Consider the following 23,521-nt stretch of genomic DNA (forward strand, 5'->3'; position numbering starts at 1 on the left):
AGGCTAACCATGAAGGAAAATATCAACAGTGGTCTCAACCACTTCACGAATCTATCAGGAGACTATGGCGCAAAAGCACTAGCTCCAATTAAAGACCACTTCCCTGACTTGGCTGAATTTATTATGGGGAATGCCTATGGCGATATTTTTCAACGTAATACTATAGCCCCTGACTGGAAGGAAATCGCAGTCATTTCATCTTTAATTTCAATGGGTCAATTCGAACAGTTGGGCGTTCATTATGTCATGGCCCTTCGTGTTGGAGTTACCGTAGAACAGCTTAAAGGTATTCTATTACACTTAGTACCCGTTATAGGGGCACCTAGAATCATCACAGCTTTTAATATCCTGCTTGCAACCATAGAAGAAATCCAATAACCCAACAGTTCGACAACAATATACAAAATTCGACTTTATTATTGCATACACTTGAAAAATATGCCTATAATAGAGTCGGAATATCCCATTACTTGCTGTATAGTGTCGAATTTTGACTTTTATAAAACAGCTAAATGGATATACATGGCTGGATATTGCAGTCGAACTGTTTTGGACAAATTCAATCTATGGGAGAGATTTAGGCATGGGAAGTTTCGTTTTGAAGACAGACACTACAAACAAGGTTATTAACATTGAGTTAGATGGAACATTTTCTGAAGAAGATGGTCTAAAATCTATTCAAGCTTATCAACAAACTATCAATCCAATTACTCCAGCTGACTATGAACTAAAAATCGACTGCAGAAAGCTAAATGTAACTGCACCAGATGTTGTACCTCTTTTAGAAAGCTGCTTTGTAATGTTTAAGAATGATGGATTTGTAAAAGTAAATCTAACGCTTGAAAATAACCCGATCCTCAAAATGCAGCTTTCCCGTCTTGGCCGTAAAGCTGGACTCGATAACATCGAGATCATTTCTGCGGTTACAGTCTAGATCTTTTAATCTTAATATGTAGGCCACATTTTACTGCTTTCCTGGAGGCGTATTATGACCGGAATTCGTATTAAAGGCATTGATATCTATCATCCCAGCAATATAGTTGGTAACGACTTTTTCATTAAGCATTTTGACGAAAAAGGCATTGATATTCGAGGTCTATTATCCGCATTAGGTCGTATTACACGGTATAGTATTAAGGATGCGGATGAGAATTCCCTTACGATGGCTTTTGAGGCTGCCAGGAATGTTCTGGAGAAAAGTGGTCTCACAGGTGCCGATATCGACCTTATTGCCTATGCAAGTCAAACTCCTGAGTATATCTTTCCTACCAACTCATTAATGATTCACCGTTTGATCAAAGGCGCATCCCATACGATCTGCATTGACAGTAATGCTAATTGTGCGGGTATGACGGCTTCTGTGGAACAGGTTAGCCGTCAGATGCAAGCGAATCCTAGGATTAAACGAGCGTTGGTCATCGGCTCCGATTATGTAACCCCTCATACCGATAAGAATGATCCAGTCTATTACGCTAACTTCGGTGATGCAGCGGCGGCAGTCATTCTTGAACAAGCTGAGGATGTGGTCGGTTTCATTGACTCTATCTACCAAACGGATCCTTGTGTTTGCGATAATTCCAAGTTCCCGTGCGCAGGCCTGGCTAAACTGGGTAAACAAGGTGTAGCGGCTGGAGAGTTTAATGTGAAGTTTATTCCTTTTGATAATTCCATTTGCATAGATGCTGCTTCTGAGTCTATTCGTACTCTACTGTCTAACAACAATATCGCGCCTGAAGCCATTAAAGCAGCCTGCTTCTCACAGTTTTCATTGCCTAATATCTTAGAGATGTGTAAGAAAGTCGGCATTGATCGCAATGTAGCGGTATACATAGGGGATGAATTCGGATATACCTCTACCAGCAGCCCATTTATTGCTCTACATAAAGCTGTAACTACTGGAAAGATCGAACGTGGTGATAAAGTCCTGTTCTGGACAGTGGGCGCCGGTTGGCAAAATGTAGCATTTGTTATTGAATATTAGGAGCTGTATAACAAAAAGCGGCAAGCTAGGGATTCACCTAAGCTTGCCGTTTTTTAATATAAATATGAACGCAACATCAGGACTTACTTGCAAAGGTGAGCCCCTTTTCCGCGAGAGCACTCCGTAATAGGACGATCGCCTTTGGCCCCAATCCATGTAGCTGCAGAAGCTCTGCTTCAGTAAGCTTGCTGAATTGTTGAAGCTGAACATATCCAGCCCCATGCAGGGCTCGAAGCGCCGGCTTAGATAGTCCACCCGGCAGATCAGATTCGGTGCCGTTAACCATAGATATATACAGCCCCTTTATCACTGATATCCTTCATGCTTCTCCCAACCCATGGTACGCGCTACAGCGTCCTTCCAGGCGTTGTAACGACCTTCCCGCTCAGTTATACCCATCTCAGGCGAGAAGACCCTCTCAGCCTTGTTGAAGCTCTCTAGCTGAGCACGTGTCCAGACTCCGGACGTTAACCCGGCCAGAAGCGCCGCACCCAAAGCTGTTGTCTCCGCATAGGTTGTTCTAGTAACCTCACTGCCCAGGATATCAGACTGGAATTGCATCAGCAAATCGTTACGCACAGCTCCGCCATCCACACGAAGGCCGGTCAATGGCATGCCTGCGTCTTTTTCCATAGCTCCTATTACATCTCTAGATTGAAAGGCTAAGGACTCCAATGTAGCTCGTACCAGATGTCCTGAGGTAGTGCCTCTAGTAAGGCCAAATATGGCTCCACGGGCATACATATCCCAATAGGGTGCCCCGAGTCCGGTAAACGCAGGCACAACGATAACCCCTTCACTGTCCTCTACTTCCCGTGCTTTATCTTCTGAGCCTGCTGGCTCCTCTATAAGACCAAGACCCTCCTGCAGCCACTGAACAGCCGCTCCGGCCACGAACACACTGCCCTCTAGGGCATAATAGAGTTCATCTCCCATACCCCAAGCTACAGTGGTCAACAAGCCATGACTGGAGGCTACAGCTTCTGTGCCTGTGTTCATTAGAATAAAACAGCCTGTACCATAGGTGTTTTTGGCACTGCCGGGTTCTAGACAAGTATGTCCAAACAATGCGGCCTGTTGATCTCCAAGTACAGAGCGAATTGGAATGTCCGCCCCGAACCACTGTTTGTCTGCTACTCCAAATTCGCCGCCAGACATTCTTACTTCTGGCAGGATGACACGCGGAATACGAAGCTCTTCCATTAGCTCTTCATCCCAGCACCGTTCATGAAGATTAAACAGCATCGTACGTGAGGCATTGGTAACATCCGTGACATGTACGGCTCCGCAAGTAAGTCTCCAAATTAACCAGCTGTCGATCGTCCCCGCTAGAAGTTCCCCTCGATTCGCCCGCTCTCGGGCGCCATCCACATGATCCAGTATCCAGGAGATTTTGGTAGCTGAGAAATAAGCATCTACAACAAGGCCCGTCTTGCTCGCAATAACTTGCTCCAGCCCTTTACTTTTAAGTTCTTCACATTGCTCTGCAGTACGCCTGTCCTGCCACACAATCGCAGGGTATATCGGTTTGCCCGTTATTTTATCCCAGATTAAAGCTGTTTCTCTCTGATTGGTTATTCCGATGGCAGAGATCTCCTCAACTGCTATGCCACCCCGCGCAATCGCATCTCTTGCCGCTGCGAGCTGTGACGCCCAGATTTGCTCAGGGTCATGCTCTACCCAGCCTGGATGGGGGAAGGATTGTTTAACTTCATATTGACCTTGTGAGACCCATTTAGCCTCCGTATCGAACAATATGGCTCGTGAGCTGGTAGTACCTTGGTCTAAAGATAAAATCATTCTATGCCCTCCCAAGCAAAACCTACAAGATATGTTCCACGATGAACAAGATTAATGTGTTTGTTTCAACAAAAAGCACCTCTGCTGTCAGAGGCGCTATCACACATTGTGTTTGGAATTACTGTTTTTCGACAGGAAGTCTTAGCGTAAAGGTTGTACTTTCGCCTAGTTTGCTTGAAGCTGAGATGGTCCCGTGATGCGACTCTACAATATTTTTAACAATCGCAAGCCCAAGTCCCGTTCCACCTGATTCTCCCCGTACACGCGCCTTATCAGCTTTGTAGAAGCGGTCAAATATATACGGCAGATCCTCTGGTGGAATTCCAACCCCTTCATCCTGAATTTTAATCTCAAGATAACGACGGCCTTCTAATACACAAGTTCCTGTATGAACCGTGATTTTTTTGCCACCCTGTGTGTGGCGAAAAGCATTATCGAGTAAATTGGTTAAGACTTGTTCCAGTTTATCCTCATCCGCCGCCTTCAGAACAGCAATATCACTCTCTTGTTGTAAGTGAAGATGGATATCGCGCTCTTTCGCACGTACAGAAAATTTACGGTAGACTCGTTCCAGCAGTTCGTTCATGTCCACCTGAGCTTTCATCATATCCGTATGTCCGGCTTCCATTCGGGCAAGATCAAGCAAATCCTTAACCAGACGCCCCATACGCAGCGATTCGTCATGAATGACCTGGATCAGCTCACTGCTTTCTTCGGGGGATGAAGCCATCCCGTCCAATAAAGCCTCACTGTACCCTTGCATCATCGACAATGGCGTGCGGATTTCATGGGAGACATTAGCTACGAAGTCTCTGCGCATCTTTTCCAGACGCACCTCTTCCGTCACATCCCGCAGTACAGCAACTACTCCCCGGATGCTGCCTTCAGAATATAACGGTGCCATATGAACAGACCAGACGCCCTGCCGTACATGTACATTGGAGCGGTCATCGCCACCTTGCTTCAAGGTGCTTAAAAATAAAGGACGCAGGGGAGGAGGAACACTGCTCTCAGCCGTTTCGGGATGGAGCTCAGCATCACTCGCATGTTCCCACTGCAAATCGCTCCAGCTCTCTAGCAGAGCTTGGCCATGCGGATTGGTCAAAATAATCTGCCCTTCAATGTCAAAGGTGATCACAGCATCGCTCATACTGCGCAGTACGCTAGACAGATGCCCCTTCTCATGATGCAGACTGCGAATGTTCTCTTCAAGCTCCTCAGCCATGTGGTTAAAGGAAGTAGCCAACTGGCCAATTTCATCACTTGTGACAAGCGTAAGCCTTGTTCCGTATTCACCCCGGCGAATGTTATTCGCAGCTTCAATGACACGCTGCATCGGCTGAGTAATTTTGGTAAACAAAAACAATGCAAAAAATGTCGTCAAAGAAAATCCGATCATACAAGTATACATAAATAAACGTTTGATATCTCCGGAATTGGCAAAGTTACTGTCTATGTAGGGAAGCAAAAATAACCCCAAGGTAATAAGCACGACAGCGACCAGGCAGATGATCGTAACCCACAGTTTGCCGACAAGACTTCTCCAGAAGTTCACTTATTTAGGTACCTCTAGTTTGTAGCCTACGCCCCATACGGTCGTAATCATCGCTGCAGATTCCGGTGATACTTTATTCAGTTTTTCACGAAGACGTTTTACGTGAGTATCTACAGTACGCAAATCTCCGAAAAATTCATAATTCCAGACATCCTTAAGCAGTTCTTCACGAGAAAATACTTTATCAGGCGAAATAGCCAAATAATGCAGAAGTTCATATTCTTTAGGTGTCAAACTTACTTCTTCACCACCAGCAGTCACACGGTGAGCATCATGTTCAATAATAAGATGAGTAAATACAATGTTATTGCTGGAATTGCTCTCCTTGGACAAGAAAGCAGTTGCCGAAGAACGGCGCATAATAGCCTTCACCCGGTAAATGACTTCACGTGGACTGAAGGGCTTCACAACATAATCGTCTGCGCCCATCTCAAAGCCTTGGACACGGTTGATCTCTTCGCCTTTAGCTGTAAGCATTAAGACCGGTGTTGACTTCACTCCTCTGAGTCTTGTCAGCACTTCCATCCCATCGATGCCAGGCAGCATAACATCCAGCAAAATTAGACCGTAGTCATTTGCTGTTGCTTTACGAAGAGCGATTTCTCCGTCTTCCGCTTCATCGATTTCATAACCTTCTTTTTCAAGATACATCTTTAGCAGGCGGCGAATGCGTTCCTCATCATCCACTACCAGAATTCTGTTTAAATGATCTGCCATTTCACTACAACCCCTTCATCAATACAGTAGAACGTAACCTTTAAACCATTGTGCAACGTTAACAGGTAAACTATGCTCAGTCCGTCCCCGCGTAAGAATGAAGTCCGGCGATGACTAAATTAACGCCAACCAGAGTAAACATTACGACCAGGAAGCCAAGCACAGCCAGCCAGGCAGATTTTCTTCCTTGCCATCCACGAGCCAAACGTAAATGAAGATAAGCGCTATAGAAGAGCCAAGTGACAAGCGCCCAGACTTCCTTAGGATCCCATCCCCAGAATCTTCCCCAAGCGATTTGCGCCCATATCATTGCAAAGATCAAAGCGCCTAATGTGAAAATAGGAAAGCCAATGGCTATCGCCCTATACGTAATCTCATCTAGATCGCCCTCATCAATTCCGTCCATCACTGGGTGTAAAGCAGTACCCAGCGGTTTACGTACGATCAAGCGAAGAACTCCGTAGAGGATTAATCCCGAAAGGAGTGACCAAATTACAGTATTAAACTTCCGTCCAGCATTTACACCATTCATCCAAGATGGTGCCTCAAAGAGTGGTTCTTTTATGCCAAGAAACGACTGGAAGCTCTCAATTTCGCTATTGTGAGGTGCCACAATCGGCGGCATTCGATAACTCACTTTCTCTATTGTACTATTTTCCTGCCCGGGGCTGTCAATCGTAACGTTCGTACGGACAAAAACAGTTTCATAGCCTGCTCCGCGGAATGCAAAAACAGAACCCAGAAACCCAATTATAACAATGATTGAAAAGAGAGTAAATTCGACCAGCCTCTGTTGCTTGCGATCCGCCTTCTCTTTACTGGAAAAATTGACTGTTCGCAGCAGATACATCAGTCCCGCCGCAAACCCTACTGCGAAGAAGGATTCACCTAGTGCAGCCAGTGTTACGTGAATCTTTAAGTAGTTCGATTGAAGAGATGGAATCAGCGGCTGTACTTCCTGTGGAAATACTGCGGCATAAGCCATCACAATAATACTGATTGGAACTGCAAAAAGACCCAAGATTACCTTACGATAAATAGCGTACATCACAGTAAAGGCAACCATCACCATCATCGATAAAAAAGTCATGAACTCATACATGTTGCTGACCGGAATATGCCCTGAGCCCGCCCAGCGTGTAAAGAAATAAATAAGATGAAAGATAAGACCTATTGAAGAGAAAATAAAAGCAATTTTGCCCCAACGTGCGGTATGTTCCTCCGGCTTGCGGCCTGACCACTTGCGACCCATGATGGCGATAGTGAATAACATAAACGAACCGCTGTATAATAAAAATGCGGCAATAAAGACAGCGCTGCTGATGTCGAGCAAGCTCATGAAAGGCCTCCTCCATTATCTAATGATTTTTCATCGACTACCAGATCTACTTTTTCTAAAATAGAAACGATCTCACGGCGGAACCCGAACCAGTTCTTGTTCGTATGTCCTCCGAGGATAAGCTCCCCGTTAGCAACGGTAAGCCAGATACGTCTATGCTGCCAGTAGAAGCCAAGCACTAAACCCAGCATCACGATTGCTGCACCTAGCCATACAAACGGCATTGCACGATCAATACGTATATTCAAGTAAGTAGTCGATTCCGAAAAATCAACGTCGCTCATGTTGTCCACTTCAAGCTCAAGAAATCTATTGCTCCCGCCAAGCTTATCGTTAATGGCAGCCTGTTGAAACTGCGCCTTATCCACCTGTTTAGGAAAATAGAAATACTGCTGCCCTTCCGCCGGGAGATCCGGACCTTGTATCAGGAACAAAAAAGCAGGTGCATTCGGATAAGGTGATTTGGAAATCGGCTGGCCCTCCTCATTTAGACCAAAATCCATATACTTTTCTTTCAAAGTTAAAGTATAAGGACCCGCCTGAATTGCCCGCTGAGGGTTCTTCATGTCCAGCTTAAATTTGCCGTACGCCTCGCCAGTGGTGGAATTCTTAAGCTCAGGCTGTACCGAACGCAGCACAGGGGTCAGATCATAATCAAACTGATACGCTTTCAATCCTTTATAATCCAAAGGTGAATTTACTTGGATATCATGTTTCGTCACCTCGGATAGCTGCGGTTCCTTCGAAGGGTCTCCACAATCCGCGGTGCATTCATAAAGCACAGCTTGGGTCTGGAATAGCTTTGGAAGTATTTTTTTGCCGCGAAATTCCTCAGGCATCTCTTCCTCCGTATAAAACTCCACGGTAAATTTCTCATTTTTCAAATAATAGGTGGTGTCCGGAATCTGTGTGATCTCCCCTTGCGGGAAAGCAAGATGCTGATCCATGTTCAGTCCCGGCAATCCTCTTGCTAATACAGCAAGTAAAAAAATAATTAAGCCAATATGTATTACATAAGGTCCCCAGCGGCTGAAGCGATGTTTCTCTGCCAGCAGAGCCCCTCCATCCGTCTTCACGCGATAGCCCTTTTTACGCATAGGCTGAATTACCCGGGCTACCCAAGCTTCTGGTTCCTCTTGTACTTCAGTCACTAACACAGCTTTTTGCCGAGTTAAGAACTGACGATGTTTCCGAATCTTCTGTCTGGTTAAGGCCTTATAGAGCGGAAGTACTCGATCCAAGCTACAGATCACAAGTGAAGCGCCGATCATTACGAGTAGAGTTACAAACCACCAGGATTCGTATGTATGTGAAAGTCCAAGTTTGTGATAAATATATCCGGCTGTTCCGTACTCTTGCTTGTAATAAACTGAGGCATCAATATTAAGAAAAGTACTCTCCTGCGGGAAAATCGTCCCCAGCATAGAGCCTATAAGTGTCAACACGATCAGGTAGATCGCTATTTTGACGGAAGAGAAAAAGTTCCACACCCGATCAATAATCCCCGGGTTAACGCGCTGAGATCGGCGAGCTACGCCATCGTAACGCATTTCCAAATTCTCGCCCCAGTCTGATTCCTTCCCCAACGGCTTCCCGCATGCTTCGCATAAAACAGTACCTACAGGGTTCTGGTGACCACATTCACATTTGGTGTTGGTTATAAATGCCTCGCGTTCACTCATCAATCCACCAGCTTCCCAATTTGATCATCAAGTGAATTCAAATCAAGCTGGCCGATATGAATGTTGTCAATTTTACCCTTGGAATTAATGAATAAGGTAGTTGGCAGCGGAGAAATACCATAACTTCGTACAGCATCACGTCCAGTGTCCATCAAAATCGGAAAATCGATGTTTACCTGCTTCACAAAATTCTCGACAGTCATCCGGTCTTCGCCCACATTAATGCCTAAGACCACTACGTCTTTGTCCTTCCATTTCTCCCATTGCGCTTGGAGAGCCGGCATTTCTTTGACACAAGGTGCACACCAAGAGCCCCAGAAATTAAGCACAATAGTCTTGCCCTTATATTCGTCTAGGGTATGAGCCAGACCGTCAAGCCCAAGCAAATCAAAGGAAGGTGCTTTGCTCCCTTCCTCTGGTTTGCCGCTTCCCCCAAATACAGAGGAACCGATGGCATAACCGCCCACTATAACAATTAGAAACAGAATCACGATTTGAATTGGTTTTCTTGCTTTACCCACACGTAAAGCCCCCTTCTGTGACGCAACTCATACTTATGTTGTAAGGTGTGAACATCCTATGAACATTATAGCGAATTTCGTCACAGCTTTAGGGGGTTTAATTGTGAATATTCTGTGTCTTTATGACTCTTTACGTGGAGTTCTTTCTTTAAGCAATCCTGCTTTGGCAATTTGCTGCAGATGGTTAATTTCATCCTTGGTCAAATGACGGTAAGAGCCACGTTTGAGATTTTGCAGCATAATATCCCCGAATGAAATCCGTTTCAGACGGAGTACGGGGTGTGAAATCGCATCAAACATGCGTCGTACCTGACGGTTACGTCCCTCGTGAATCGTGATGCTGATAACCGCTTCCTTGTTTGCCTCATCAATATCCTTGTACTCTACTTCCGCAGGCGCTGTCATGCCATCTTCCAGCTTGATGCCAGCTTTCAACTTGTCCAATGCAGTGCCATGCGGTATACCCTTGACCGTAGCATGATACGTCTTAGGTACATGATGCTTCGGATGAGTCAGCAAGTTAGCAAAGTCCCCATCATTCGTCAGCAGCAGCAAACCTTCCGTATCGTAATCGAGCCGGCCTACAGGGTAAACCCGTTCAGTAATTCCTTTTAGGTAGTCAGTTACAACCTTACGACCCTTTGGATCGGAAGCGCTTGTGATTACTCCCTTAGGTTTGTTGAACATAATATAGATTTTGTTCTCGCCCCGGATCAGTCTACCGGAAACTTTAATAATATCTGTTGCGGGGTCTACCTTCGTGCCAAGCGTAGTTACGAGTTCCCCGTTGACTTCCACTTTACCGGCCAAAATCATTTCTTCACACTTGCGTCTGGACGCCACACCGGCCTGCGCCAAAATTTTCTGTAATCTTTCCATATTCGACTAGTCACCTCAGATCAATGATAACCATCAGAGGGATAAATCACAAGTTCATTCCAAGGAAAAAATGCTCCTGGGCAGGAATTATTGTGGGGTTCGATGATTAAAGGGGAGATTTGGTAGCGTTCTACTAATTCTAAAACGAGTTTAGCCGTTGCAAAAAGCTGCTCCTGCCTTCCGGATATTGGAGGATCGCCCACTTTCTTACCAAAATCACCTTCCAAACAAATATGAATATACTCCGGATCTGTCAGTAGCGGTGCTGCATAAATTGCGCCATCCACTCCTACCCAGAAGTCAAAACCTTTACCGTTAATGGATGTGCAGCTAGAATGATGCAGAATAAAACCTTTATAGTTCATTGCGGAATGCCCCCCTCCACATTGCTGCAATAGCATATGTTCAGGGGGGCAATGGGGTGACTATCCAAATAATAGCAAACACACAGCGATCGCGGCGACAAAGCCGACAACATCGGAGAACAGGCCAACCTTAAGCGCATAACGGCCATTCCGTACGCCTACAGCTCCAAAGTAAACGGTCAAAACATAAAGCGTAGTATCTGTGCTCCCCTGTATGGTGGAAGCAATCATACCAATTAAAGAATCCGGGCCATGCACACGGATTAGATCCGTAGTGTAAGCTAGCGACCCAGTCCCCGTAAGCGGCCGCAGAAGACCAAGCGGCAATACTTCTGCCGGAACACCAAGCCCCCGCAGGGCTGGGGATATGAAGCCCATAAAAAAATCCAGCGCACCGGAAGCGCGAAAAACGCTGATCGCAACCAGCATCCCCACAAGATGGGGAATAATCGCAATGGCCGTGCCAAACCCATCTTTCGCACCTTCAACAAAGGATTCGTAGACTGGCACTTTGCGCGTAAAAGCATAGAGCGGGATGAACGTGATCATGACCGGAATCGCCCATGCCGATATGAGACTGATAAACTGGTACAAATCACGTTCACCCTTTCAATGAGGAATTAGGGAGTGTTGTCTTCGCCAAAGGAGGAACCCCGGACTTTGCTGAAGGGGGCTTCGGCGGTTTGCGCAATAAAGTCAACCTTCGGAAAAACCGGTCTGCCGCAATCGCTGCAAGTGTAGCCACGGCCGTTGCTGCAAGTGTTGTACCTACTATGCCTGCGGGATCGGCTGAACCATAGTTTAACCGGATGGCAATCAGTGTGGCCGGGATAAGCGTAATGCTTGCTGTGTTAAGCGCTAGAAGAGTACACATGGCTGGTGTCGCGGTCTCTTTATCAGGGTTGAGCTTTTGCAGCTCCTGCATCGCCTTGATGCCCATTGGCGTTGCGGCATTGCCTAGTCCGAGCAGATTAGCACTCATATTGGAGAGAATATATCCTATGGCAGGATGCCCTTTCGGCACATCAGGGAATAAAAAAGCTACGACAGGGCCAAGCACCTTGGCAATCTTTTTAAGCAAACCTGCATCTTCTGCTATCTTCATAATCCCAAGCCAGAACACAAGCACACTGATTAAGCCAAAACTTACCGTTACCCCACTCTTGGCTCCGTCGAATACGGCGGCTGTAAACTCATCCATTCTGCCGTTAACGGCGGCGAACAGAAAACCGATGATGATCATTCCTAGCCAAATCCCGTTAATCATGGATACGCCTCCTTCTTCATTCATCAGCCCATTTTCTTATTTCGAACTCGCTCCCATTTCAAATAGAGCCTTCAGTGCACTGCCCAGCGCCTGGAACCAATTATTTGCCGGGTAAGCCTGTGCTAGTGTTGGACTGTACTTTTTCATATAAGCAGATTGCTCAGGAGGCAGGTTCTCAGGAGTATACACCGGCACGCGACCTATTTCTTTTCCGCCCAGCTCCAGCACAAGCGCCCCTTGCAATCCAAAATTCGCTCGTGTAGCTTCGGCTGAAGCACTTTCCTTCTGATTTAAAACAAGTTTCGTGATCACTCTATTTTGTTCACCTTGTCCAAGTGGATAAGCAAAGGTTTTGGAGGTTACAAAGTTATAGCCCGTCACGGCATCACCACGTTCGATCAGTGTTTTGAGCGGATAGTGATTAAACCCGAAGTTTAACAGGGAAGCATGATCATTCCAGTCATCGCCGTCATTTATAGTAACTGCGACAAGCTGCTGGCCGTTTCTGGTGGCAGAGCTGACAAGGCAGCGCAGTGCTTTTTTGGTATAACCTGTCTTTACACCGTCCGCTCCCTCGTATAAATACAGCATCTTATTTTTGTTTCTCCATTTGTAATCCCATTTCTCATTTGGATTGTCTGCAGTTTTCTCCTGCGTCTTCACAATTTCTTTAAATACAGGATTATGAAGAGCATAAGCGGTCAGAACAGCCAAGTCGTTAGCACTTGAATAATGCCCTTCAGCGTCAAGACCATGGGGATTAGCAAAATGAGTATGGGTTAGCCCTAGCTCCTCAGCCTTAGCGTTCATAAGGTATACAAAACCTTCCTCAGAACCACCGATATGCTCAGCGATCGCCGTTGCTGCATCATTCCCTGAGCGCAGCATCAGGCCATACAGCATATTTTCCAGCGTCATCTCTTCTCCCTGCTGCAAGTAAATAGAAGAGCCTTCTTTCGCATAGGCATTTTTTCCTACTTTGACTTTAGAGGCTAAATCACCATTCTCAATGGCGACGAGGGCGGTCATAATTTTGGTCAAGCTGGCAATAAGCATAGGCTCATCCCCACGGCTGCTGTACAAAATACGCCCAGATTCCACATCAATCAGTGCCGCTGCTCTTGCATGTGTAGAGATAGAGCTGTTCTCGGCCTGAATTGAAGATAGCGGCGCCAGAAGCAGCAGCGAAAGGCACAATATTAAGGCGAATGGCCATTTACGGGTTATTGTCTTCATGTTCATCCTCCGGCTTCTTATCGGATCTTAAGTAAAAGTGTTTATGTTGTACAAGTGTATGCGGACCAGCCTTAGGGTATGTCCACTCCTTGGGATGTTCCACACAAAATATCCCCACAACGTGAGGCTTTGCTTCGATACATTCTCAGGTAATTTGCGGGGATCAAAATATACTTTCTGACACGTCAAAAAAGGGACACCGCCTGTGTATGGCGATATCCCCGAGGCTATTTGTAGAATTATGTGTACCTAATGAGTTGAAGATTGAGATGTACTTGGATCGGTTTTAACAGGTGCTGCTGCCGGTGTGGCAGGTGTTGGCGGCGTTTGAGCTGCAGCATTGCCGGTTTGGAACATCGTTTGAATTTTGTCGATGAGCCCTGGTGTTGCATCGATGATTTTTTCGAATAGGTGAGTTTGATTGTCCAGAGGGACAATATTCACTCCATCCTTACCTACCACTAAAAAAGCGATCGGTCGAATGGAGACGCCTCCCCCGCTACCTCCACCAAATGGAAGCATTTTGACTCCACCTTGGGAGCTTGAACCACTTATAGAATCTTCTACTCGATAATCACTACCACCAGCAGCAAATCCAAAGGCAACTTTACTGATAGGCAGGATAATGCTGCCGTCAGGGGTTTGTACTGGATCACCGACAATGGTATTCACATCTACCATACCCTTGATATTTTCCATCGCTGTTTGCATTAGGCCTTGAATAGGATGGTCGCTCATATTGTTTCCTCCTTTAATTGAGTACGATTTCTCTTTCTTCTACAGCGTATATCATCCCCACATCCGCCCATTTGTATGTAACTTTCATTTTAAACTTTCCCGTGTGGCTCCTGACGCATCTGTTTCAGCAGATTTCTCCAATGGCCGATCCCGCCTTTTTCACGCAAGACACGCCGAGATAGCCGCATTAAGGCATACAAAGTATAGCCGACTGACATTTTCCCCTTACAGACAAACTCCATTGCAAAACAAAGCTCATCTTCAAAAACAGGCTTAACAAAAATTCGAGGATGCTGCTGCAATTTCACCCACTGCGAAATAAAACCAACAATACTCCATTTCAGGCCCCAAACCGCTCCCGATGCGGTCGCAGTGTCTGCTGCATCACCAAGAGAGAAATCGGTGGACCAATCGAGCTTTGATATTTTGACATGAGCTACAGTCTCTTTTAACCATTCCTTCAAGCCGCGTGTAGATTTCACAGCTTGGTTAACATTGGCGCGCCAGTGCATTACTCTTTCTTTATCAAATATCTCTTCTTTTACGGTATCTACACCTGTCGTCGCAGTCCCTGTCTCTTTAAACTTTCCCCACACACCCTGCTCCAATCCCTTAAAGACCAATTGGGGAAGTTCATAGTGAAGCTTTATCAAACCAAAAAGAGAGGTAACATCTAATTCGAGCAGGTCATTTTTTCCATGTTTATAACACCGTATGCGGAAATCGATAGATGAAGACAGGACCAAGATCAGTGCCAGTACAAGCAAAACAAGGGGAATTGCAAGCCATAACGTCACGTATTTACCTCCAAGAAACCTTAATAATGGGAACCTTTGGTTTAGTATGGCAATTTAAGCTGGAAAAAATTCGGGGTTTGTATAAAAAATATGAGCTTAAATAAAATAGGGACTGTCCCAAACCACATAAATGGTTTAAGGGCAGTCCCTTCAATACAATTATTAGCGTTCTCGTACGAACTAAGGCTGCTCGACATCCTCAAAAGTCATTTGAGTATCCAGCTTATTGAACAATAGCTGTGTCTCTTCTTCCAAATTATCCGTGGACTCAAAATTTGTTGGTTCCGGCAGATCCTTTAGACTGGCAAGACCAAAGCTCTCCAAGAAGGATTTAGTCGTCCCGTACAAAATTGGCCGGCCTACCGCTTCCGCACGACCAACCTCATGAATCAAATCCTTGTTATTCAGCGTATGAATTGCGCGTTCCGACTTCACACCCCGGATCTCTTCAATCTCCACCCGCGTAATCGGTTGGCGATAAGCCACGATTGCGAGAGTCTCTAAGGCAGCCTGAGACAAGGTTGATCTGGATGGTGAATAGGCCAGACGCTCAAAATAGTGGGCATGATCAGGCAATGTAGCCAGCCGATAATTCCCGGCAATTTGCACTACCTGTAAGCCCCGCTCCTGTGCTACATAATCTTCTTTTAGTTCCTCTAATGCTCCAGCCGCAAGCTCTGGGCGCTGTTCCGTAATTTCAGCCACTTGGCGTACGGAGATTCCTTCATCCCCTGATAGAAACAGCAGGCCTTCAATAATCGATTTCAGCGTTTTGTAATCCATTGAAGTGTTCTCCTCCTCTCCACTCCATTACGATGTCATCAAACAATTTCTCTTGGTAGCAAAAAATCGCCTTCATTTTCATCAGTTCCAGAATCGCAAGAAAAGTAACTACGATTTCGTGCCGTGCCATTTCATCGTGAAGCAGTGCCGAGAAATGCAGCTTTCCGCCTGTTCCTCTGCGCTGCAGCGCATCTGATACATCACGTATACGATCTTTTACCGATATTTCATCCCGGGTGATCCGCTGGTAAGAAGACCTTCTGGCAGCCTTACTTAGCGCTTTACGAAAAGCGGCTATTAAGTCTGAAGTATGTAGTCCTTTTAGCGTTTGATCAATCTCTTCTGGCACGAATGGACCCAAATCCTCAGGCTCCTTCGTAAAAATCAAGCTCCGCTCGCTCTCCATATCCATTAAATGTACAGCAATACTCTTGAACTTACGATACTCAATCAGTCGCTGAACAAGTTCAGCTCGTGGATCAAATTCATCCTCTTCGTAATATTCAAAATCATCGATCTCAATGACCGGTGGTTTGGGCAGCAATAGCTTGCTCTTTATAGATAAAAGGGTAGCGGCCATCACGAGAAATTCACTCGTAATATCCAATTCAAGCTCCTGCATGCTACGCAGGTATTCCATATACTGTTCGGTGATCTCGGCGACCGGAATGTCCTGGATGTCGATTTCCGCCTTATCAATTAAATGCAAGAGCAGATCCAGCGGACCTTCAAACGTCTCCAGCTTGTACAATACAGTCACGAAGCATCCTCCCGCCAAAAAAAGTAAAGTGCAGCGCCCGTCTGGACGCTACACAAGTAGAAAGGGCTCTTATAATCCATGCTTTCTTCTTATACTATAAATAAGCACGAATTCGACTGATTCGTCAATAGCTGACTTACTTAAACAGTTTGTTAAGATTCGCCATTTCAATCGCAGCAGTCGCAGCATCCCAGCCTTTATTGCCTGCTTTGGTTCCTGAACGCTCGATGGCCTGTTCAATATTTTCAGTAGTGACTACGCCAAAAATGGTCGGCACGCCGGTCTTAAGATTGATAGCGGCTACTCCTTTGGCAACTTCATTACATACATAATCATAGTGTGTAGTGGAACCACGGATAACCGTTCCTAAGGTGATTACAGCGTCGTATTTGCCGCTTTCAGCCATTTTTTGCGCGATCAAAGGAATTTCAAATACCCCTGGAACCCAAGCAACATCCACTTCATCATCACCAACACCATGGCGTTTAAAGGCATCAAGTGCACCTGACAAAAGCTTGCTGGTAATAAATTCATTAAAACGTCCTACAACAACTCCGTATTTTAACCCCTCAGAAACTAAGTGTCCTTCTAAATATTTCGGCATATCCATCATCTACCCTTCGTTTTTTATAATGTATGTTTAAGCTTTCGAATCCTCATTTTGTTCAATATCGTCAAAAGACAGCATATGTCCAAGCTTCGCTTGCTTCGTGTGGAGATAATTGGTGTTGTCCTTGTTCTCCGGCATTTGTATCGGCACGCGCTCAACGACTTCCAACCCATAACCCTCCAGCCCTTTGATCTTACGCGGGTTGTTCGTGAGCAGACGGATTTGGCGCACACCCAGATCCTTCAGAATCTGTGCTCCAATTCCATAGTCACGCAGATCTGCTGGAAAACCAAGCTTTAGATTCGCATCTACAGTGTCAAGACCTTCCTCTTGCAGCTTGTAAGCCCGAAGCTTATTGATAAGGCCAATGCCTCTGCCTTCTTGGCGCATATAGAGTAACACGCCCCTACCGGCAGTTTCGATCTGCCGCAGTGCAGCTTCAAATTGCGGGCCGCAATCACAGCGATGGGAGTGGAATACATCACCAGTCAGGCATTCGGAATGTACACGTACAAGCACTGGCTCATCGCCGGAAATATCGCCTTTTACCAAAGCTACATGCTCTTTATCATCCACTTCATTTGTATAAGCAATGGTCTGGAAATCTCCAAAATCGGTAGGAAGTCGTACAGACACTTCGCGTGTGACGAGTTGTTCTTTTTCGTTGCGATAATGAATAAGATCCTTGATACTGATCAGCTTAAGATCATGCTTGCGGGCTATTTCGATTAGATCAGGTAAGCGGGCCATTGAGCCATCTTCCTTGATAATCTCGCAAATGACACTGGCTGGATAAGCGCCACACATCCGCGCTAGATCAACAGCAGCCTCCGTATGTCCGGAGCGGCGCAGAACGCCACCTTTTTTCGCAATCAGCGGGAACATATGCCCCGGTCTGCGGAAATCAGCAGGTTTCGCTTTTGGATCGATCATGGCTTTAACGGTCAAAGATCTTTCCCCCGCAGAGATCCCAGTGGTTGTATCTTTATGGTCAACAGATACGGTAAAAGCCGTACCGTGATTATCGGTATTGTGGGTTACCATAGCTTGCAGTTCAAGTTCTGCCGCACGCTCTTGGGTAATAGGCATACAAACCAATCCACGTCCCTCAGTAATCATAAAATTGATGACCTCTGGTGTCGCACGTTCAGCAAGGGCTATAAAATCCCCTTCATTCTCACGATCTTCATCATCCACTACAATGATGACTTTACCGCGCATTAAGTCATATATTGCTTCTTCAATCGGATCCAAGACACTTTCCTTTTTCGATTGCTCGCTCATGATCCTATCCTCCTAAAAGCTTTACGAAAGATTATTCCCTTCTTCGTAAGCAAACTCTTTATTTAAACAAACCCGTTCGCCGCCAAAAAATCATGACTAATCCCGGAGCGGCTCTCGCCTTCCTCATCTTGGGCGGCTGAGCCATAATGCAATAAATGATCTACATATTTGCCAAGTACATCACACTCGATATTTACACTATCCCCAGCCCGTTTGTGCGTCAGAACTGTTTCCCCTAACGTATGCGGAATAATGGACACTGCAAGCGATGTGGCTGTAGTCTTCACTACAGTTAAACTAATGCCGTCGATCGTGATCGATCCCTTGGGGATAATATATTTAAATAGTGATTTACGATCCGGTGCAATCTCGAATACAACAGCATTCTGATCACGTTTTACACTTTTAATAATGGCAGTGCCATCAACATGTCCTTGAACAATATGCCCTCCAAAACGCCCGCCGGCTGCCATCGCTCGTTCCAGATTCATCCGGCTGCCGGGCTTCAGCTCCTTCAGATTGCTATTCCGGTAGGTCTGCGGCATTACATCCACTGTAAAGGAATGATCGCCCAAAGTTGTCGCAGTGAGACAAACCCCATTGACGGACACACTGTCACCGATTTTTAGATCATCCATGATGACCGAAGCGGCAATATTCAGCACCATCATTTCCCCACCGGCGGAGACACTGCGCAAAACACCAACCTCTTCAATTAATCCGGTGAACATGATATCCCTCCTAAAAAGCATTACTTCCTAAATTAACTTCTTGCATAGCTTTTGTTAGCGTACCGGAGTACCGCTGATACATACATTATCTCCTAGCACTTTTACTTCCAATCCTTCAAGTGAGATCGCATCCTTCATCAGCTCTACACCCGGAAATACGAAAGTCCCTTTCGCTTCTGCACCACCGCCGACAATTTTTGGAGCGAAGAAAAGAATCACACGATCCACTAGCCCACTCTCCAGCATCGCGCCATTCAGCGTCCCCCCGCCTTCCAGTAAAATAGAGCCTATCTCCATTTCGCCAAGAGATATCATGGCCGCCTTCAGATCCACTCTTGGACCTGCTCCGCACACAACGATTTGAATGCCTGCTTCCAGCAGTGCAGCCTTTTTAGCAGGATCTGCAGCATCGGTTGTTACAATAAGTGTAGGCGCTAGACCATCACATACAACTGCCGAATCCAGAGGAATACGTAGCCCGGAATCAATGATGATCCGCGTCGGGTTAATGCCAGGCACTTCTGTTCTTGTTGTCAGAGAGGGATTATCAGCAATCACTGTATTCACACCGACCATGATACCCTGATGCCGATGCCGCAGCGTATGTACGATCTCCCGCGCTTCCCCATTCGAAATCCATTTACTGTCACCAGATTTGGTAGCTAGATTGCCATCAAGTGTACTTGCACTCTTCAGCGTAACAAAAGGTTGTTTTGTCAAAATATATTTGATAAAACGCTCATTTAATCGAAGCGCGCGATCACGCAACAAACCGACTTCGACCTCAATCCCTTGGTCACGCAGCATTTGGATTCCTCTTCCTGCCACCTGGGGGTTGGGGTCTTCACAAGCAACTACAACCCTAGCTACCCCTTCATCGATCAGCCTTTGGCTGCAAGGTGGAGTTTTTCCATAATGGCTGCACGGTTCTAGTGTGACATATGCCGTACTGCCCTGTGCCTGCCCAGCTGCCATATTCAAGGCGTGCACCTCGGCATGCCCCGTACCTCGCTGTAAATGAGTTCCGAGTCCAATCATTGCTCCATTCTTCACCACAACGCAGCCAACAACAGGGTTAATTCCCGTCTGTCCTTGGGCACGTTCGGCCATGTCCAGTGCTAGGGACATATAAAACTCATCATTCATGTTGTCCATCTCTTCCTCCTATCCACTGCTGTCAATTCTTAAGCTAAAAAAAACAGAAAAACCCATCTCATTCTCCAGGAGGAGTTCAAGATGGGTTATGCGAGAGTTCATCGGCAGTCCAAATAAAAGTGTGCTTAAATAGCCGTCAATTGACGGGTATTGTGAAATATCGCACATGATTATATGAAAACACTGCGGTCCGCCAGTCCATTGCAGACAAGCGGTTAACCTCTCCTTCTTCCATCCAGACTATACTGTCGGTCCCGGAATTTCACCAGGTCCACCGTTCGCGTCAACAACGCGAGCCGGGTAGCGGACTGAGCACTGTAGATAAACTGAATAAGTTATTTCTACAACAGCATCACCGCCGGTAGGGAATTACACCCTGCCCTGAAGGATTGATCCTTTATTTAATTGAGATTCAAGTTTTCCTTACTAACAAAATTATCACTTACACCAGCGAAATGCAAGTGCGTTTATTATATTTACTTAAAATTTGTAACTAGATTATAGATTGTACTGAGTTTATAAAAGGAAACCAAGAAGCGCCAGGACAAGGACTCCTGGCGCTTCTTGGTTATATTTCAGGATTACAAACCACGTTCTTGTTGTTTCAAAAGATCACGAATTTCCGTAAGCAGCACGATATCCTCTGCAGGTGCTGGAGTCTCTACCACTTCAACTTTAACGGCTTCTTTGCGCTGAAATTTATTGGCGAGCTTAATCACCAGAAAGATAGAGAAGGAAATAATAAAGAAATCAACAACCGATTGTAAAAATAGTCCGTAAGGTATTTTCAGGTCCGTAGTGACTTCAAGCACCCGGTCCTTTAAATCTATACCACCCGTAAGCAAACCTGCAATTGGCATAATAATGTCATTTACTAATGAAGTTACAATCTTTCCGAATGCAGCTCCAATAATGACCGCAACCGCTAAATCAAGAACATTTCCTTTTAAGGCAAAAGCTTTAAATTCTTTCCACATATACCAAATAACCCCCAACATATATAATTTGAAATTATTATAGCATAGTAGCTTCCTATTTCTTAAGACTTGTTAAGAAACTATTAAGTTTCCCTTTACTTTTATCTGCCACCGCTGTTAAGAAGTTTCCTGTTAAATAAAGTTTAAGAATTATTTCTTACATGATAGAGCCATGGCTGAAAATGTATTATCTACAAATCAACACATGGATTGAGGTACAGCGATCAGAGCAAACTAAAAGGAAAAACCAAACTGGCATAATGCTGTGGGGGATTTGGTCTTTTATTCCACTAATTTATTAGCTGCTATACAGTACCTTTGCCTTCACTGGTCTTCAAATGAGGCTTCCAAACAAGAAAATGTTGTATACTTCTTATAGCAAGAATTGCGCTTTACAAGCAAGAAAGGACGCTGAGAAATGCACAACGCAACGCTGCTATTGGTGGACGACGAAGCCGAGATTATTAAACTAATGCAGATCTATCTGGAGAACGAGGGTTACCGGCTGTTAACTGCCAAAGACGGGCTGGAAGCACTCGAAATTATCAATAGAGAGATTATAGACCTCATGGTTCTTGATATCATGATGCCTAATATGGACGGCATTGAGGCTTGTATTAAAATTCGTGAAACGCAAAAATTTCCGATCATCATGTTATCTGCTAAAGGGCAGGAACTTGATAAAATCACCGGACTAAGCGTAGGTGCAGATGATTATGTTACGAAACCTTTTAGTCCGCTGGAGTTAGTTGCCCGTGTTAAATCCCAGCTGCGCAGAACTCGAAATTACATGGCAGATCTAAACGCCGCCAAACAGGATGAAATCATCATTGATGGCCTGGTTATTAATTCGGTTACGCATGAAGTAAGTGTGGATGATCACCCAGTTAAGCTTACCCCGCGAGAATTTGCGATTCTAGAGCTGCTCGCCCGTAATAAGGGACAAGTCCTAAGCATGGAGCAGATCTACGCCAAAGTATGGAAAGAACAATTCCTGGAAAGCAACAATACACTTATGGTGCATATTCGTAAAATCAGAGAAAAAATAGAAGAAAATCCGCGTAAACCACAATACTTAAAAACGGTATGGGGCGTTGGCTACAAACTGGAAAAAGGAGGTCCTTCTAGTTGAACTTTAAACGATTCGATACCCTATCCTGGAAAATAGTTGGCTTCAGCTTAACGAGCCTAGCACTCACCGCTTTAATCTTAATGGGCGGCTATTACGGCACTTCACTATTGCTGTGGTTAAATCCTTCACGCTCCTTTTGGGGAGTCAGACTCATTCTCTGGGTGATCAATACCATTGGATCAACGCCAGTTGTGATTCTAATAGGGATTCCTTTATTTATTTTTTTCATCCTAAAACTGTCCAGAAATACAACTAAGAATCTTCATAACATTACGAGCGGAGTTCAGGCCATTGCGGATGGCAATTTATCTTTCACGGTGCCGGTAACAGGTACGGATGAACTCGGAAAGCTCGCAGAAAATATGAACACTATGGCTGGCAAGCTAAAATCTGCTATAGAGGAAGAACGAGCCGCTGCAAAAGCCAAAAACGACCTAATCACAGGTGTGTCTCATGACCTCCGAACCCCACTAACCTCTGTTCTCGGATTCCTTGAATATGTGGAGAAGGATCGTTATAAAAATGAGGTTGAACTGCGTTATTATGTGAATATTGCCTATGAGAAATCTCTGACTCTTAAAAAGCTAATCGACGATTTGTTTGAATACACTCGCGTCAGCAGCAGCGGATTACCGCTAAATATTGAGCCTGTAGATCTCGGCAAGCTGCTCGAACAGCTGATTGAGGAATTTGCACCCGTACTGGAACAAGCAGATATGAGCTACCGCATTCATACGGATACAGCTCCTCTGATTATCAACGGAGATGCGGACGAGCTGGTGCGATTGTATGAGAACCTATTTACCAATGCCGTAAGATACGGTAAGGAAGGGAAAACTCTAGACATTTCTGTTGTTAGAAAAGACGATAGAATAGTTGCTCTGTGTACGAATTACGGTACTCCTATCCCTGCATCCGACCTCCCCCACTTATTTAAACGCTTTTATCGTGTCGATAAATCCCGCTCCCGAGAGACAGGCGGAAGTGGCTTAGGGCTCGCCATAGCCAAGAGTATTGCAGAGCTTCACGGCGGAACCATTACAGCCAAAAGCACACGCAAACAAACTGAATTTGAAACCTCTTTCCCTGTGAGCGAATGATGCTTTCGGGGATTTTTTGTACAATCTCAACCATTAAGAAAATGATAAGAATTCATAACATAAAGCCTTAAGATCTCTGACTTATAGTGATTTCATACTAAATCTGCTATAA

General features: G+C 45.3%; 26 protein-coding genes and 1 riboswitch. Of the genes, 5 read left to right on the forward strand and 21 right to left on the reverse strand.

Translation table 11 applies throughout. The features are described 5' to 3' along the window. Positions 1–9 precede the first annotated feature (9 nt). The 3 genes from MHH50_RS21035 to MHH50_RS21045 all read left to right on the forward strand — a co-directional run bounded on the left by MHH50_RS21035 (position 10) and on the right by MHH50_RS21045 (position 1,981). Positions 10–378, forward strand: a complete 369-nt coding sequence (locus MHH50_RS21035) for a carboxymuconolactone decarboxylase family protein (RefSeq protein ID WP_036676184.1) — start codon at positions 10–12, stop codon at positions 376–378. 112 nt (positions 379–490) lie between these two features. After that, complete coding sequence (locus tag MHH50_RS21040; RefSeq protein WP_248548483.1) at positions 491–934, forward strand: hypothetical protein; 444 nt, start codon at positions 491–493, stop codon at positions 932–934. A 54-nt stretch (positions 935–988) separates the two neighbouring features. Beyond that, positions 989–1,981, forward strand: coding sequence for a ketoacyl-ACP synthase III (locus tag MHH50_RS21045; RefSeq protein WP_076278351.1), 993 nt, complete (start codon positions 989–991; stop codon positions 1,979–1,981). Between the two features lie 76 nt (positions 1,982–2,057). Here the strand turns inward: MHH50_RS21045 and MHH50_RS21050 are convergent, their stop codons facing one another. The 21 genes from MHH50_RS21050 to mscL all read right to left on the reverse strand — a co-directional run bounded on the left by MHH50_RS21050 (position 2,058) and on the right by mscL (position 21,177). Beyond that, positions 2,058–2,267, reverse strand: a complete 210-nt coding sequence (locus MHH50_RS21050; protein WP_076127474.1) for a DNA-binding protein — start codon at positions 2,265–2,267, stop codon at positions 2,058–2,060. A gap of 20 nt (positions 2,268–2,287) precedes the next feature. Next, positions 2,288–3,781 (reverse strand): glycerol kinase GlpK, encoded by a 1,494-nt coding sequence (gene glpK, locus MHH50_RS21055; protein WP_076127473.1) that lies wholly within the window; start codon positions 3,779–3,781, stop codon positions 2,288–2,290. 118 nt (positions 3,782–3,899) lie between these two features. Continuing rightward, entirely contained in the window at positions 3,900–5,336 is a 1,437-nt protein-coding gene (locus MHH50_RS21060; protein ID WP_076127471.1) for an ATP-binding protein, read from the reverse strand. Further along, the gene (locus MHH50_RS21065) at positions 5,337–6,053 is read right to left on the reverse strand and encodes a response regulator transcription factor (protein WP_036676174.1); all 717 of its coding nucleotides are present in this window, start codon (positions 6,051–6,053) and stop codon (positions 5,337–5,339) included. A gap of 76 nt (positions 6,054–6,129) precedes the next feature. Beyond that, a complete protein-coding gene (gene ccsA / locus MHH50_RS21070; protein ID WP_076127469.1) occupies positions 6,130–7,392 on the reverse strand; it encodes a cytochrome c biogenesis protein CcsA in 1,263 nt (420 codons plus the stop codon). Continuing rightward, complete coding sequence (locus MHH50_RS21075; RefSeq protein WP_076127467.1) at positions 7,389–9,074, reverse strand: cytochrome c biogenesis protein ResB; 1,686 nt, start codon at positions 9,072–9,074, stop codon at positions 7,389–7,391. The genes ccsA and MHH50_RS21075 overlap by 4 nt, the downstream gene beginning before the upstream one ends. Then, entirely contained in the window at positions 9,074–9,595 is a 522-nt protein-coding gene (locus tag MHH50_RS21080; protein ID WP_038572444.1) for a redoxin domain-containing protein, read from the reverse strand. The genes MHH50_RS21075 and MHH50_RS21080 overlap by 1 nt, the downstream gene beginning before the upstream one ends. A gap of 120 nt (positions 9,596–9,715) precedes the next feature. Continuing rightward, complete coding sequence (locus MHH50_RS21085; protein WP_036676166.1) at positions 9,716–10,474, reverse strand: pseudouridine synthase; 759 nt, start codon at positions 10,472–10,474, stop codon at positions 9,716–9,718. A gap of 20 nt (positions 10,475–10,494) precedes the next feature. Further along, positions 10,495–10,839 (reverse strand): N-acetylmuramoyl-L-alanine amidase, encoded by a 345-nt coding sequence (locus MHH50_RS21090; RefSeq protein ID WP_076127466.1) that lies wholly within the window; start codon positions 10,837–10,839, stop codon positions 10,495–10,497. A 60-nt stretch (positions 10,840–10,899) separates the two neighbouring features. Continuing rightward, a complete protein-coding gene (locus MHH50_RS21095; protein ID WP_036676158.1) occupies positions 10,900–11,433 on the reverse strand; it encodes a spore maturation protein in 534 nt (177 codons plus the stop codon). Between the two features lie 7 nt (positions 11,434–11,440). Continuing rightward, positions 11,441–12,106, reverse strand: a complete 666-nt coding sequence (locus MHH50_RS21100) for a nucleoside recognition domain-containing protein (protein WP_076127464.1) — start codon at positions 12,104–12,106, stop codon at positions 11,441–11,443. A gap of 36 nt (positions 12,107–12,142) precedes the next feature. Further along, positions 12,143–13,342 carry a D-alanyl-D-alanine carboxypeptidase family protein gene (locus MHH50_RS21105; protein WP_175618935.1) on the reverse strand — a complete coding sequence of 400 codons (1,200 nt, stop codon included), beginning with the start codon at positions 13,340–13,342 and terminating at the stop codon, positions 12,143–12,145. A gap of 249 nt (positions 13,343–13,591) precedes the next feature. Beyond that, positions 13,592–14,080, reverse strand: a complete 489-nt coding sequence (gene ytfJ / locus MHH50_RS21110; RefSeq protein WP_076127461.1) for a GerW family sporulation protein — start codon at positions 14,078–14,080, stop codon at positions 13,592–13,594. A gap of 89 nt (positions 14,081–14,169) precedes the next feature. Further along, entirely contained in the window at positions 14,170–14,877 is a 708-nt protein-coding gene (locus MHH50_RS21115; RefSeq protein ID WP_076127459.1) for a DUF2953 domain-containing protein, read from the reverse strand. Positions 14,878–15,057: 180 nt separating this feature from the next. Then, positions 15,058–15,660 (reverse strand): SMC-Scp complex subunit ScpB, encoded by a 603-nt coding sequence (scpB, locus tag MHH50_RS21120; RefSeq protein WP_076310293.1) that lies wholly within the window; start codon positions 15,658–15,660, stop codon positions 15,058–15,060. Then, positions 15,629–16,420 carry a segregation/condensation protein A gene (locus tag MHH50_RS21125; protein ID WP_036676147.1) on the reverse strand — a complete coding sequence of 264 codons (792 nt, stop codon included), beginning with the start codon at positions 16,418–16,420 and terminating at the stop codon, positions 15,629–15,631. The genes scpB and MHH50_RS21125 overlap by 32 nt, the downstream gene beginning before the upstream one ends. Before the next feature lie 136 nt (positions 16,421–16,556). Beyond that, on the reverse strand, positions 16,557–17,024 hold the full coding sequence (ribE, locus tag MHH50_RS21130) for a 6,7-dimethyl-8-ribityllumazine synthase (RefSeq protein ID WP_036676377.1): 468 nt from the start codon (positions 17,022–17,024) through the stop codon (positions 16,557–16,559). A 36-nt stretch (positions 17,025–17,060) separates the two neighbouring features. Further along, positions 17,061–18,314 carry a bifunctional 3,4-dihydroxy-2-butanone-4-phosphate synthase/GTP cyclohydrolase II gene (locus MHH50_RS21135; protein ID WP_076127453.1) on the reverse strand — a complete coding sequence of 418 codons (1,254 nt, stop codon included), beginning with the start codon at positions 18,312–18,314 and terminating at the stop codon, positions 17,061–17,063. 62 nt (positions 18,315–18,376) lie between these two features. After that, on the reverse strand, positions 18,377–19,045 hold the full coding sequence (gene ribE / locus MHH50_RS21140) for a riboflavin synthase (RefSeq protein WP_076127451.1): 669 nt from the start codon (positions 19,043–19,045) through the stop codon (positions 18,377–18,379). Between the two features lie 54 nt (positions 19,046–19,099). Next, entirely contained in the window at positions 19,100–20,200 is a 1,101-nt protein-coding gene (gene ribD / locus MHH50_RS21145; RefSeq protein ID WP_076281426.1) for a bifunctional diaminohydroxyphosphoribosylaminopyrimidine deaminase/5-amino-6-(5-phosphoribosylamino)uracil reductase RibD, read from the reverse strand. Positions 20,201–20,419: 219 nt separating this feature from the next. Beyond that, positions 20,420–20,593: riboswitch (FMN riboswitch) on the reverse strand. A 188-nt stretch (positions 20,594–20,781) separates the two neighbouring features. Then, a complete protein-coding gene (gene mscL, locus MHH50_RS21150; protein ID WP_076127447.1) occupies positions 20,782–21,177 on the reverse strand; it encodes a large-conductance mechanosensitive channel protein MscL in 396 nt (131 codons plus the stop codon). A gap of 418 nt (positions 21,178–21,595) precedes the next feature. Between mscL and MHH50_RS21155 the strand changes: the two genes are divergently transcribed. Then, a complete protein-coding gene (locus MHH50_RS21155; protein WP_076308403.1) occupies positions 21,596–22,309 on the forward strand; it encodes a response regulator transcription factor in 714 nt (237 codons plus the stop codon). After that, positions 22,306–23,409, forward strand: a complete 1,104-nt coding sequence (locus tag MHH50_RS21160; protein WP_076310292.1) for a HAMP domain-containing sensor histidine kinase — start codon at positions 22,306–22,308, stop codon at positions 23,407–23,409. The genes MHH50_RS21155 and MHH50_RS21160 overlap by 4 nt, the downstream gene beginning before the upstream one ends. Positions 23,410–23,521 lie beyond the last annotated feature (112 nt).

It is taken from the genome of Paenibacillus sp. FSL H3-0302 (assembly GCF_037982245.1).
Lineage (GTDB): Bacteria > Bacillota > Bacilli > Paenibacillales > Paenibacillaceae > Paenibacillus_AQ > Paenibacillus_AQ odorifer.

Bases quoted from the DNA above. Each gene is read 5' to 3' on its own strand.
- ribD (WP_076281426.1), bottom strand. From the start codon at position 20,200: ATGGACAACATGAATGATGAGTTTTATATGTCCCTAGCACTGGACATG.
- MHH50_RS21085 (WP_036676166.1), bottom strand. From the start codon at position 10,474: ATGGAAAGATTACAGAAAATTTTGGCGCAGGCCGGTGTGGCGTCCAGA.
- ribE (WP_076127451.1), bottom strand. From the start codon at position 19,045: ATGTTCACCGGATTAATTGAAGAGGTTGGTGTTTTGCGCAGTGTCTCC.
- MHH50_RS21035 (WP_036676184.1), top strand. From the start codon at position 10: ATGAAGGAAAATATCAACAGTGGTCTCAACCACTTCACGAATCTATCA.
- scpB (WP_076310293.1), bottom strand. From the start codon at position 15,660: ATGGATTACAAAACGCTGAAATCGATTATTGAAGGCCTGCTGTTTCTA.
- ribE (WP_036676377.1), bottom strand. From the start codon at position 17,024: ATGCCGAAATATTTAGAAGGACACTTAGTTTCTGAGGGGTTAAAATAC.
- MHH50_RS21065 (WP_036676174.1), bottom strand. From the start codon at position 6,053: ATGGCAGATCATTTAAACAGAATTCTGGTAGTGGATGATGAGGAACGC.
- MHH50_RS21100 (WP_076127464.1), bottom strand. From the start codon at position 12,106: ATGATTAACGGGATTTGGCTAGGAATGATCATCATCGGTTTTCTGTTC.
- MHH50_RS21050 (WP_076127474.1), bottom strand. From the start codon at position 2,267: ATGGTTAACGGCACCGAATCTGATCTGCCGGGTGGACTATCTAAGCCG.
- MHH50_RS21045 (WP_076278351.1), top strand. From the start codon at position 989: ATGACCGGAATTCGTATTAAAGGCATTGATATCTATCATCCCAGCAAT.
- ytfJ (WP_076127461.1), bottom strand. From the start codon at position 14,080: ATGAGCGACCATCCTATTCAAGGCCTAATGCAAACAGCGATGGAAAAT.
- glpK (WP_076127473.1), bottom strand. From the start codon at position 3,781: ATGATTTTATCTTTAGACCAAGGTACTACCAGCTCACGAGCCATATTG.
- MHH50_RS21105 (WP_175618935.1), bottom strand. From the start codon at position 13,342: ATGAAGACAATAACCCGTAAATGGCCATTCGCCTTAATATTGTGCCTT.
- MHH50_RS21090 (WP_076127466.1), bottom strand. From the start codon at position 10,839: ATGAACTATAAAGGTTTTATTCTGCATCATTCTAGCTGCACATCCATT.
- MHH50_RS21135 (WP_076127453.1), bottom strand. From the start codon at position 18,314: ATGAGCGAGCAATCGAAAAAGGAAAGTGTCTTGGATCCGATTGAAGAA.
- MHH50_RS21155 (WP_076308403.1), top strand. From the start codon at position 21,596: ATGCACAACGCAACGCTGCTATTGGTGGACGACGAAGCCGAGATTATT.
- mscL (WP_076127447.1), bottom strand. From the start codon at position 21,177: ATGTGGAAAGAATTTAAAGCTTTTGCCTTAAAAGGAAATGTTCTTGAT.
- MHH50_RS21075 (WP_076127467.1), bottom strand. From the start codon at position 9,074: ATGAGTGAACGCGAGGCATTTATAACCAACACCAAATGTGAATGTGGT.
- ccsA (WP_076127469.1), bottom strand. From the start codon at position 7,392: ATGAGCTTGCTCGACATCAGCAGCGCTGTCTTTATTGCCGCATTTTTA.